6 protein-coding genes are annotated in these 13249 nt (G+C 33.9%); 4 read left to right on the top strand and 2 right to left on the bottom strand.

The features are described from left to right. Window positions 1-250: 250 nt before the first annotated feature. Entirely contained in the window at window positions 251-1426 is a 1176-nt protein-coding gene (locus ACHRV0_RS20485) for a FecR family protein (protein ID WP_395442277.1), read from the bottom strand. 198 nt (window positions 1427-1624) lie between these two features. Further along, window positions 1625-2161, bottom strand: a complete 537-nt coding sequence (locus ACHRV0_RS20480) for a sigma-70 family RNA polymerase sigma factor (protein WP_395442276.1) — start codon at window positions 2159-2161, stop codon at window positions 1625-1627. Between the two features lie 759 nt (window positions 2162-2920). Between ACHRV0_RS20480 and ACHRV0_RS20475 the strand changes: the two genes are divergently transcribed. The 4 genes from ACHRV0_RS20475 to ilvA all read left to right on the top strand — a co-directional run bounded on the left by ACHRV0_RS20475 (window position 2921) and on the right by ilvA (window position 13183). After that, on the top strand, window positions 2921-9448 hold the full coding sequence (locus tag ACHRV0_RS20475) for an MBG domain-containing protein (RefSeq protein ID WP_395442275.1): 6528 nt from the start codon (window positions 2921-2923) through the stop codon (window positions 9446-9448). Between the two features lie 18 nt (window positions 9449-9466). Next, window positions 9467-10789 (top strand): OmpA family protein, encoded by a 1323-nt coding sequence (locus ACHRV0_RS20470; protein ID WP_395442274.1) that lies wholly within the window; start codon window positions 9467-9469, stop codon window positions 10787-10789. Between the two features lie 546 nt (window positions 10790-11335). Beyond that, a complete protein-coding gene (gene ilvN, locus ACHRV0_RS20465) occupies window positions 11336-11857 on the top strand; it encodes an acetolactate synthase small subunit (RefSeq protein WP_395442273.1) in 522 nt (173 codons plus the stop codon). A 27-nt stretch (window positions 11858-11884) separates the two neighbouring features. Next, complete coding sequence (gene ilvA / locus ACHRV0_RS20460; protein ID WP_395442272.1) at window positions 11885-13183, top strand: threonine ammonia-lyase IlvA; 1299 nt, start codon at window positions 11885-11887, stop codon at window positions 13181-13183. Window positions 13184-13249 lie beyond the last annotated feature (66 nt).

Genomic DNA, 13249 nt, shown 5'->3' with positions numbered 1-13249 from the left:
TTTCTAAAGTAAAAATGGGGATGCTTAAAATTAATTTTCATAAATTTGTCATTATTTTTTAGTTAAAAAATTTAATTAATTGATAATTTGATAAGGGGATAGAGTTAGTACTTTGGTCGGTTAAACTCTATCCTTCTTTTTTTACTTCATAGGCGATATTTTTATTTTGGTTATAATTAGTTAGTAATTTTATTTTCTTCTTTATTTAAACAAACTTCTTTTAGAGAATCAGTACTACTATTTCAAGCGTTTATTTTATCATTAAAGTTTTATCTTTAATTTCATAACTGTCAATTGTAGTTGATTTCATAATTGACAAAATCTCTTCAAGCGATTGTTTTTTATCAAGACTTCCTTTAAACTGTACGTTTTCAAGCTTTTTATTTACAAAAACCACATCAACATCGTACCATCTTGATATTACTTTCATAATTTCTTTTAGTGGTTTTCCTTTAAAACTAAACACGCCGTCTTTCCACGATATTTCGTTATAGGCATTCACCGTTTTAATGATAGAAGTGTTATTTTTAAGATCTAGATTTAATTGCTGATTTGGAGATAATCTTAATTTCTTGTTTCCTGTTTCAACATTCACTTTTCCGTTTACCAGCGTTGTATACACATTTGATTCGTCGTTATAAGCTTTTATATTAAATTCAGTACCCACAACCTCAACTTTCTGATTTTTATTATAAACCTGAAAATGAGCTCCTTTATGTTCCGTACTTTTTGACACCTCAAAATAGGCTTCACCATACACTAATTCTACATCTCTTGATGCTCCTTCGATAAATGCTACAGGAAATTTTAACTGAGAAGCAGAATTTAACCACACTTTTGTGCCATCTGATAGTTTTATAACAAATTGACCGCCTCTAGGGATTGTTAAATAATTATAAACCAGTTTTGATGGATTTTGTTTACTGTCTTTGTAAATAATCTCGCCGCCGTTAATGTGTGCATTTTGAGTTTTAATTGGAGTTCCTTTTTCTAATGCTATCTTCGAACCATCACCTAAAGTTAAAGTTGCTTTATCAGTTCCAGGTTTAATATTCTCAATATCATTCTTTACAACCACTACAGGAATTTCAGTTGAAGTGCTGAATATTTTGTCCTTGTATAAAAAAGTTACAGCCAGCAAACTTGTCACCATAGCGGCGGCAGCGTATTTAAACAAAGGTTTTTTACTTAATCTAAAAACAGGTTTCTTATTCTTCTCTTGATACTTAGCTTCTAATTTTTCCCACGCTTTTTCCGTATCAATTTCTGAATAAGAGTCAATTTTATCTACTAAATTTTTAATTTTAATTTCCTTTACAAACGAGTTTTTTTTAGCAAAATCTTTCAATTCTATTTTCTCAGAATTGGTTAAGACTTTTAACTTTCGTTTGATTAGTAATTTGGAAATTTGAAAAATATCTATCATCCTATTGTTGATTTATTATAGAACAACTGATATCCCAAAAGGTAGTATTGAAAAATTACTTTTTTTTCAAAAATTTTAAAAAAAATAATTTTCATTTAATATTCTGATTCATTTGTATCCTTTAATTAAGAGATTAAATCCCTTTTAGTAAACTAATTAAGCCCTAAAAAACTTTTGACACAAGTAGTTTTAAAAACATTAAACCAATAAAAAATAAATTATTGATTCTAAATCTTTAAATTGATCTCTTAGTATTTTATACGATTGACTTTTTAGTGTTTTGACCGTTTGAAGTTGTATTCCTAATTCTTCTGCTATATCAGCATTTTTAAGTCCCTTAAGACTTAGTTTTATAATTTCTTTTTTTCTATCAGGTAAAATCTCAATTGCCTTATACAGTTGGCATACTATATCTTCTTCAAGAATCTGTTTTAAGAACAAATCATCATCTTCTAAAGACTTAATAGTATTTTCAGCATATTTATTTTTTACCAGATTATGCTTAATAACATTATAACATTTATTGCGAATGGCCTTGTATAGAAAAACCTTCAGATGCAGTTCGTCTTGAAATGCATTCTCTTTTTCCCATATACCTATAAAAATATCCTGAACCAGATCTTCGCATTCATCAATGCTCAGAAAGCGATTTGCAAACTGAACAAGTGATCTATAGTACTGATCAAATATTTTCCTAATAAAAAGTTCGCTGGTATTATTTTCTTCCGTAACCAATGCTTATTCTTCAATAATTGATTATAATTAGGCAAATTAAATAAATTTAATTTAATTTTTCCTAATTAAATAACGTAATCATATCAAGAGAAGACATTGATTAACATTGATTAGAATGAAACCGCTCTATTTATCTTACAATTAATTTAGAGTTGAAAAATGATAGCCTTGACTAGTGAGGCAATAATAAATCCTTTCTTTTTATTTTTTTACCCGAAAACCATATTATGAGTATTAGATTTCAATACTATAATAGAACTTTTACAAAATACTAAAAAGAGAGATAAAACTAAAAAAGCAGGCTCTCTTTGTCAAGCGCTGTATAAAAACTTTACCTCCATTTTTTGTTTATCTCTTTATTTTTGCATCCCATTTCATGCTAAAACATTAATATAAAGAAATTTACACCTAAAAATGTCCCTCATTTGTCCCCCCTTTATTTTTCTTTAAAAAACTATTTAAGACTAGTTTTGTGATCTTATGATAGTCATAAAAACCATAAAGGTTCTTGATTATTATAGAATATATAAATGGAGTTGCAAAGTCTTTTTATTTCTGTTCAGCTTACTATTTTTTTGATTATAAAAATTTACTGCCACAATAAAAACACGTAGAACTACCTGATAATTAAGAATTTATTTACAATAATTTAGCTTATCATTAAAACTAAACCTGATTTTTAATTTAAACTAAATCTTTAATCACTAACACAAACTGATTTTAATAATAAAACATGAAAACCCCAAACACCGTTATAATATGAAAAAAAATTACTTCCTACTCTTTTTATTATTATTTACGAAGCTGCTTTTTGCACAAACATCAACAGAAACATTTGAAACAGAATCGCATAACTCTACCAGCTTTACAGATAATGGAGTTACTTTTAACATTATTTCTCGTAGTGGACAATTTGCCGTACAAGCAAATTTTCCTAATACAGGCTGGAATGGAACAGCAAACGACAACCGATACATAGACAATACTATAACTGGGGGGCCAAACTCCTCTTTTAGCATTAAAACGACTTTAAATCTATTTAAAGTAAATAAATTTTGGATTTATCTGTCAAATTCCTCCTTAGATTTAAACGTCTCAGGAAGTCTAATTATTACTGGAAAATTGAATGGTATAACTAAATTTACTCAGGCTAAAAGCACTGGTTTTGCTACTTCACTTGGCACTACAAATGGCTATACTTTAATAGATTTGACCAATTTAAATGGTCAAAATTATTCTAATATTGTAATAGATGAGCTTCAAATTACAACTGGAGGAGCATATACTTATGCTGCACTTGATGCTTTTACCTGGGTAAAAGATAGTGGTATTATATTACAATGTTTGACCTTTTCAAGTCAGCCTTCTAACAGTAGAATTTGTGCTGGCTCTAATGCCTCTTTTTCTGCTTCAGCAAGTAATGCCGATAGCTATCAATGGCAGGTAAATATGGGATCTGGATTTACCAACGTCTCAAATGGTGGACCTTATTCTGGTGCTGCAACACAAACACTTACCATAAGTGGTGCAATTCCTGAAATGAACGGATATCAATATCGGGTGGTTGCATCGGGATCATGCGGACCAAGTGCAACATCGAGTACAGCAGCTTTAAATGTTGATTCTGCTCCTGCAATAACAGCACAACCAAGCTTGAGTACAATTTGCGCAGGAGCCAATACTACTTTTTCAGTCTCTGCATCAAATGCAACAGCATATCAATGGCAGGTAGATCAAGGAGCTGGATTTACCAACGTCTCAAATGGTGCACCTTATTCTGGTGCTACTACGGCTACTCTAACTATTACTGGCGCAACAGCCGCAATGAATGGATATGTTTATAGAGTTGTGGCAACAGGATTATGCAGCCCCGCTGCTACTTCTAATCCTGCTCCATTAACTTTTTATTCTGCTCCTGCAATAACGGCACAACCAAACTTGAGTACAATTTGCACAGGAGCCAATACTACTTTTTCAGTCTCTGCATCAAATGCAGCAGCATATCAATGGCAAGTAGATCAAGGAGCTGGATTTAACAACATCTCAAATGGCGGACCTTATTCTGGTGCTACTACAGCTACTCTAACTATTATTGGCGCAACAGCCGAAATGAATGGATATATTTATAGAGCTGTGGCAACAGGATTATGCACCCTCAATGCTACTTCTAATACTGCTGCATTACATGTTAATTCTGCTCCTGCAATAACGGCACAACCAAGCTTGAGTACAATTTGCACAGGAGCCAATACTACTTTTTCAGTCGCTGCATCAAATGCAACAGCATATCAATGGCAGGTAGATCAAGGAGCTGGATTTAACAACATCTCAAATGGCGGACCTTATTCTGGTGCTACTACAGCTACTCTAACTATTATTGGCGCAACAGCCGGAATGAATGGATATATTTATAGAGCTGTGGCAACAGGATTATGCACCCCCAATGCTACTTCTAATACTGCTGCATTACATGTTAATTCTGCTCCTGCAATAACGGCACAACCAAGCTTGAGTACAATTTGCACAGGAGCCAATACTACTTTTTCAGTCGCTGCATCAAATGCAACAGCATATCAATGGCAGGTAGATGATGGATCGGGGTTTACCAACGTCTCAAATGGCGCACCTTATTCTGGTGCTACTACAGCTACTCTAACTATTACTGGCGCAACAGCCGGAATAAATGGATATATTTATAGAGCTGTGGCAACAGGATTATGCAGCCCCAATGCTACTTCTAATACTGCTGCATTATATCTTAATTCTGCTCCTGCAATAACAGGACAACCAAGCTTGAGTACAATTTGCGCAGGTGCCAATACTACTTTTTCAGTCGCTGCATCAAATGCAACAGCATATCAATGGCAGGTAAATACTGGTTCGGGGTTTACCAACGTCTCAAATGGTGCACCTTATTCTGGTGCTACTACAGCTACTCTAACTATTACTGGAGCAACAGCCGCAATGAATGGATATATTTATAGAGCTGTAGCAACAGGATTATGCACCCCCGCTGCTACTTCTAATATTGCTGCATTAACTGTTAATCATATTAATGTAGCACTTACAAAAGTTGACGTAAAATGTTATGGCGATTTAACTGGACAAGCAACGGCAACTGCCACTAATGGAACTGGATCCTATACCTATTCTTGGTCACCTTCGGGAGGAACTGCTGCTACAGCATCTGGATTAGCTGCTGGAACTTATACTGTAACAGTTACCGATGGAAACACATGTGGTGAAACCAAAGAAAGTATTACCATTACACAGCCGTCTGCCCTTTCAGCCACTACAGCATCAACTGGAGTAAGCTGTTTTGGCGGAAGCAATGGTACAGCAAGTGTAACTGTATCAGGAGGAAGCCTTGGATACTCGTATTCATGGGCACCACTAGGCGGTTCAACATCATCTATTTCGGGCAGGCCTGCCGGAGATTATACGTGTACAATTACAGATGGTAATCGTTGTACATTAGTTAAAACTGTTACGATAAGTAGTCCTGCAGCATTCTCAGCAACATATACAAAAACAGATGTTTCGTGCAACGGAGGAACTAATGGGTCTGCAACAATAAATGCCACAGGAGCAACTGAACCATATTCTTATACTTGGTTGTCAACTGGCGGATCGGGCAAAACGGCAACTGGATTAGCAGCAGGAACTTACACTGTTCTTATCCAAGATGCAAACACATGTGTTTATCCTGTTACTGTAGAAATAAATCAGCCAAGCCTTTTAGATGCAACTACATCACAAACTAATGTTCTTTGTAATGGAGGCGCAACTGGTACAGCAACAGTAACAGCTTCAGGAGGAAAACCAAACTCATATACTTATATATGGTCTCCAACTGGTGGAACTGCCGCTACAGCTACTGGACTTGCTATTGGAAAATACAGCTGTTTAATTACAGATGGTAACGGTTGTTCTATTACAAAAACTTTTGATATCACGGAGCCAGCAGCTTTATCGGCTACAACAAGTCAAATAAATGCAACCTGTTCAACAGGCGGCCAAGCAGCTGTAAATGTTGTTGGCGGTACAACTCCTTATTCTTTTGCATGGTCAAATGGCGCCACTACACAAATTGTAACAGGTTTATATGCTGGAAGCTATACTTGCACAATTACAGATGGTAACGGATGCACACTTACTAGAAACTTTCTTGTGAATACAAGCAACACTTTAGTTGCTGCTACATCTCAAACTAATATTTTATGTAATGGTGCCAAAACAGGTTCTGCTTCGGTAATTCCAGCTGGGGCACCAGGTCCATTTACTTACATTTGGGCGCCATATGGTGGTTCTAGAGATACTGCAAGCAACCTTACAGCAGGTAATTATAGTGTAACAATAACTTCTTCAAATGGTTGTTCTATTATAAAAACCTTTACTATTACAGAACCTTCTGCTTTAGCAGTTACACCATCTCAAACTAATTTATTATGCCACGGTGCAGCTACAGGATCTGCCTCTGTAAATGTTACAGGCGGTACTGGTTCTTATACATATCAATGGGCTCCTACTGGAGGCTCTGCTAAGACAGCAACAGGACTTACCGCTGGTACCTATACGGTAACTATTACAGATCGTAATTCATGTAAAACCTCACAATCATTTACAATTACAGAACCTGACCCTATTAAGATAACTATTAATTCTAAAAATGTTAGTTGTAATGGCCAATCTAACGGATCTGCAACAGCAACTGTAATTGGAGGAACTGGTACCTATACTTATGCATGGTCACCATCTGGCGGCACTGCGGCAACTGCATCAGGACTTAGTCCAGGAAATTATACTGTAAAAGTTACTGATGCTAGTAATTGCTCAACAACAGAAAGTGTATTAATAACAGAACCAAATGTATTAGTTGCTTCGATTGAAGCTCAAACCGATGCGTCTTGCAATGGATCTAAAAACGGAACGGCAACTGTAGCTGTATCAGGAGGTTTTGGCACCTATACATACTCATGGTCACCATCTGGCGGCACTGCTGCAACTGCAACAGGGCTTAGTCCGGGAACTTATACAGCAACTGTAACTGATGCAAACAATTGCACTGCAAAACAAAGTTTTACAATTGGAGAACCTGCAGCATTAAAAGTTACAAGTACTCAAAAAAATGTTACTTGTTATAACGGTGATAACGGAGAGGCAGCTGTTACAATTTCAGGAGGAATTGCGCCATATTCTTATAAATGGAGTAACTCTGACAGTACTGGTCCAACTGCAAAAAATCTAGTAAAAGGCGATTATGTCTGCACCATAACAGATAGTAATAATTGCATTATAAAACAGAACTTTACAATTATAGAACCTGCAGCATTAAAAGTTACAAGTACGCAAAAGAATGTTACTTGTTATAACGGTAATAACGGAGAAGCGACTGTTACAATTTCAGGAGGAATTGCTCCCTATTCTTATAAATGGAGTAACTCTGACAGTACTGGTCCAACTGCACAAAATCTTGTAAAAGGCGATTATGTCTGCACCATAACGGACAGCAATAATTGTAGTGTAAATCAGAATTTTACAATTATAGAACCTGAAGCATTAAAAGTTACAAGTACTCAAAAAAATGTTACTTGTTATAATGCTGATAACGGAGAGGCAGCTGTTACGATTTCAGGAGGAATTGCTCCGTATTCTTATAAATGGAGTAACTCTGACAGTACTAGTCCAACTGCACAAAATCTTGTAAAAGGTGATTATGTCTGCACCATAACAGACAGCAACAATTGCATTGTAAATCATACATTTACAATTACTGAACCTGCAGTATTAAAAGTTACAAGTACTCAAAAAAATGTTACTTGTTATAACGCTGATAACGGAGAGGCAGCTGTTACAATTTCAGGAGGAATTGCGCCGTATTCTTATAAATGGAGTAACTCTGACAGTACTAGTCAAACTGCACAAAATCTTGTAAAAGGTGATTATGTTTGTACTATAACAGATAGTAATAATTGCAGTGTGACTCAGAATTTTACTATTACGCAGCCTTCAAGTCCAATAGGTTTAATTACTTCTATTCCAACTGAGTTTACTGCTTCTAGTGTTACTTTAAACGTAAATGCCAGTCAAAATGGAATTGATGGTGATCTAGGAGAATGTACTTCAGAAATAGGACTTGTATTCGCTGCTGTTGCTAATCCTAAAATCACTGATTCTAAAATTGTTCTAGGCAGTAATCCAGGAACATTTACAAAAACTGTAGAAGGCTTGTTAGGAAATAAAGTATATTATGTACGAGCATACTCTATTGGCAAATTTGGCTATGTAAACTACGGAAATGAAATTAGCTTCACTACTCAAAAAAATATTTTAAAAGTTGTGGCAGTTTCAGATCAAACAAAAGTATATGGAAACGCAGAACCAAAACTAACTTACCAAGCAACTGGATTTGTTAATGGAGATAGCAACTCAATTATTACAGGTTTACTTTCTAGAACTGCTGGTGAGAATGCTGGATCTTATCCTATTACACTTGGAACTTTAAGTGCTGGGGCGAATTATACAATTGATTTTAAAACTTCTGATTTTAAAATTACTAAAGCAAATCAGGTAATTGAGTGGAATCAAGAATTGGATTTTGGATGCAACACAACAGACCAAGTACAACTTACTGCCTCTTCAGATAGCGGACTTCCAGTATTTTATGTAGTAGAAAATTCATCAATTGCGGCTATTCAAGGTGGTGTTTTAAAAATTAATCGTGCTGGAACAACATCAATCAAAGTTTCTCAAGAAGGAGATCAAAACCACAATCCAGCTGTACAAATTACAAAATTGATCGAAGTAAATCAGTCTGGAAATATAAGTCAATACTGGGAGGATACTTTGTTATTTGATAACTCAACTAAAAACTACTCATCATTTCAATGGTATAAAAACGGAGTGCTTATTCCGGGAGCAACTAGTCAGTATTATAGTGAGAAACCTTTAAAAGGTACTTATTCAGTACAAGCCAAAGATAAAGATGGAAATGTTATCAAATTCTGTCCAATAACAATTGATGGGCAAACTTTTTCAAAAGCTATAAAACTGTATCCTAATCCAGTTCGAAGCTTAAGCGAATTAACAATTGAATCTGACTATTCAGCAGAAGAATTAAAAGACTCACGTATTAATATTTTTGACTTATCCGGAAAATTAGTAACTACGATAAATAATGTTAGTCCAAAGGTGGTCGTTACGGCACCTTCATCAACAGGAATTTATGTGGTGGTATTGTCATTGGCAAACGGTCAGCATAAAACAATTAATTTATTGGTACGTTAAAAATCAAAAACTTAGAAAATGAAAATTCAATATAAACTAACAATACTGTTTTTAACCTTATTTAGTTGTACTGTAAAAGGACAAGAATTTAATATTAAAATTAATGGCGGTCCATCTGGAATTCTTTACGACAGTGCTTTGGGTGATGCAAAACTTAAAACCGGATTTGGAATAGGTTTAGGCTATACGTATTACCTAAATAAGCATTGGGGTATTACAACAGGAATAGAAGGACAATACAGTCAGAATTCTTTTAATTTAAACGAAGGAACAACGTTTACTTCATATGAAGTAGATGATCAAGGATCAGCTTTTGAATACCGCGTAAGTCCAAAGAATTATGCTGAAGACCAAAGTTTTTTCTCTATTGTTGTGCCTATCCTTTTGCAATATCGAACAGATATATCGGCTAAAACAGGATTCTATTTAGGAGTTGGAGCAAAAGCTTTATTCCCAGGAAAACTAAAAACTAACGCTAGTGCTTCTGAGATTCAGATGTCAGGTTATTATCCAGATTTAGATCTTGTTATAGACAATTTACCATCACACGGTTTTGGTAAAATAGCGAACTGGGAAGGCAGTACTCGTACAAGTCTTGCAAACTCTATTTTATTGAGTGCAGAGAGCGGCTTAAGCTTCAAATTAAAAGAGAACTTAAATCTTTATACTGGAGTTTACTTCGATTACGGATTAAACGAGCTAGCCAAAAGTAAATCAGATTCTAATTTGGTAACTTATAGTGCTAAGGATGTAAATATGATTGAACCGAATGGTGTAATTAAGAATGAAAAAGTAGTACAAAAAACCAACTATTTAGCGGCAGGAATTCAGGTTAAATTAGGTTTTTCACTTAAAACGAAAAAACAATTACCTGCAGCGCCTGAAAGTACTCCGACAGCCGTACAAACTACAGCAGAACCAAAAGTAGAACAAAAAACAGAAGCTGTCGTAGTTGAAACTGCTCCAGAAAAGAAGGAAGTAATTACTGCCGAAAATATAATTTTAATTGAAGAGCCTGTAGGTTTCACCACCGTTGGAAATACTGATTTGTCTCCTGCTGTAATTCCTCATCTTGATGAGATAGCAGTAATTCTGAAAAAAGATAAAACGGCTGTATTAGAAGTAACAGGCTACACTTGTAACATTGGAAGCGATGAAAGAAATCAAGAAATAGGAATGTTAAGAGCTAAATCTGTTGCAGATTATCTTCAAGGAAAAGGAATTGAAAACAGTCGTATACATTTAAGATCGAAAGGGCAAACAGATCCATTAGTTCCTAACACTTCTGAAGAAAATAGAATTAAAAACAGAAGAGTTTCGATGGAAGTAATCCAGAATTGATTTAGCATCTTCTTTCTTGTTTCAAATAAAATAACGAATCATGTTAAAACAAAAATTGCAAAAGTTCCTATTTTACAATGAAAAGAAAGTTCTATAATTGTTTCGTTTACTGTTTTTTAGTCTTTAGTAATTTTAAAAAAAAATAAAAAAAGTAAAACCCGTATATTTTTTTATACTACATTTGCGCTTTACAAATAAAAAATGAACACGCAAATTAACATCTTTATTATTATCAATTCTATTATTATCATTTGATATTAGTAAAGGGATTTTATATAAAGAAGTATACATCATACGATTTTAAAACTTCCCTAAACCGGGAGGTTTTTTTTATTTAAAACAAACATGAAAAATTTAGCAGCTATCATTATTATCGCAATTATCATTATTTGTCTCTCATGACGAGTTAGGATTATATTGTGTAATACGAACCTTTCTCCGTCAAACGAGAAAGGTTTTTTTTTGCGCTAAAAAGAAACAACTAAAATGCTTTTATAAAAATTATTAAATAAAAATTCAACTAAATACAGCAGCAGCACAAACAAAATGGAAGAGAAATATACTTTGACAGTTTATACCGAAAATCAACTAGAGCTAATCAATAGAATTGCCGTAATGTTTTTAAGAAAGAAAATTAATTTGGTGAGTCTGAATATCTCAGAATGTGAAATTGATAAAATGCATCGGTTTACAATTGTTATTAATGCAACCTCAGAAATCGTGCAAAACTTGGTGCATCAAATAGAAAAAATCATCGATGTTTTTAGATGTTACTGTAATACTGCAGAGGAAGTTTTTTCTACACAAACAGCATTGTACAAGCTGCCAACAGATAGGATGATAAACAATGAAAGTCTTGATCTTTTATTTAAAAAATACAATGCCGCTTTTTTATCGATCGAAAAAAAACACACTGTATTTGAAGTGACGGCACGGGAAAATGAAATAGATAATTTAACGACTCTTCTAAATCAATATGAACTTGTCGAATTTGTAAAAAGTTCAAAAATTGCTTTGATTAAAGACAGTGAAGGATTTGCTAAAGAATTATTGGAGATGGAAAACTAATAAGTCGAAAAACAACACAACACTAAGATGAATTTATTTAAAGAAATACAGCTCGCTCAGAAACAATTAGCTGCTTTAATTGTTCCTACTCCTCTATTAGAAAACTCGAGTCTCTCGAAGCAATATAATGCCGTTATTTTATTAAAACGTGAAGACCATCAAGCTGGTTATACTTTTAAAATCAGAGGAGTTTATAATAAAATTAATTCTTTATCTATTACAGAGAAAGAGCGCGGAATTGTTTGTGCCAGCGACGGAAATCATGCGCAAGGGGTTGCCTATTGCTGTGAGTTGTTAAAAATAATGGGAAAAATATATCTGCCCAAAAATACCTCTAAACAAAAACTGGAACAAATTCAGAAATTTGGAAAAGAGTACATCAAAATAGTTCTAACCGGTGATTATTTTGAAGAAGCTTATTCGATTGCTTTGGGAGATGCTTCGATACACCGCAAAGCCTTTATACATCCTTTTGACGACTTAAAAGTAATCGCTGGTCAAGCAACGGCGGGACTGGAAATTCTTGAGGAATATCAAAATCCTATTGATTACGTTTTTGTTCCTTTAGAAGGAGATGGTTTAGCTGCAGGAATTTCCTCTGCATTTAAAATGTTAAGTCCTAATACTAAAATCATTGGAGTCACAACTCAAGAAAATCCTTCGCTTGAAATTACAAATGAAAGCGATCTTTCTTTTGATAATAAGAACTCCAATTTAAACACTGCTTCTATTAAAAAGCAAGACGATCTGACTTCTAACATCTGTACAGAAACTCTAACAGATGTAATAAAAATTCCAGAAGGGAAAATCTGTTCTACTATTTTAAAATTAGCCAATAATAAAGATACGAATATAGAACATGAAGGTGTATTAAGTATTGCTGCGCTGGATTTTTATGCTGACAAGATAAAAGGAAAAAACGTGGTTTGTATAATAAACGGTGGTTTAAAAAGTATAGAAAAAGAGGCCGAAATAAAAGAACGTTCTTTATTATATGACGGTTTAGTACATTATTTTATGATTCAATCTCCACAGCGAAATGAAGTATTAAAAGATTTTATAAGTGATATACTTGGTCCTGATGATGAAATTACACATTTTCAATTTGTTCAAAAAGACAGCTATGAAACACAATCTGTTTTTATACGATTAGAAACAAAAGCGCCAAATAATATTGAAGCAATAAAAACCAAAATGCAGGCGAAAGAATTTCAATTTCAAAACCTCAACGATCGAAATGGTTTATTTAGTTCGAATAGTAATTTGGAAAACATTTTAGGAGAAGAAAAACAGGATAACATTCAATTTATTTTAAGATCAAATTGACCTTACCTCTATCACTAAAAAAACAAAAACCAGTAAAGTTAGATTTACTGGTTTTGTCTTTTATTA

The organism is Flavobacterium sp. FlaQc-30 (assembly GCF_044005885.1).
In the GTDB taxonomy this organism is placed as follows: Bacteria; Bacteroidota; Bacteroidia; order Flavobacteriales; family Flavobacteriaceae; genus Flavobacterium.
Note: the sequence above shows the minus strand (reverse complement) of the source record. Positions and strands in the feature narration are given on the sequence as shown.

What these genes read in the sequence shown, in the direction of transcription:
- ilvA (WP_395442272.1), top strand. Translation starts at nt 11,885, where the DNA reads ATGAATTTATTTAAAGAAATACAGCTCGCTCAGAAACAATTAGCTGCT.
- ilvN (WP_395442273.1), top strand. Translation starts at nt 11,336, where the DNA reads ATGGAAGAGAAATATACTTTGACAGTTTATACCGAAAATCAACTAGAG.
- ACHRV0_RS20485 (WP_395442277.1), bottom strand. Translation starts at nt 1,426, where the DNA reads ATGATAGATATTTTTCAAATTTCCAAATTACTAATCAAACGAAAGTTA.
- ACHRV0_RS20475 (WP_395442275.1), top strand. Translation starts at nt 2,921, where the DNA reads ATGAAAAAAAATTACTTCCTACTCTTTTTATTATTATTTACGAAGCTG.
- ACHRV0_RS20470 (WP_395442274.1), top strand. Translation starts at nt 9,467, where the DNA reads ATGAAAATTCAATATAAACTAACAATACTGTTTTTAACCTTATTTAGT.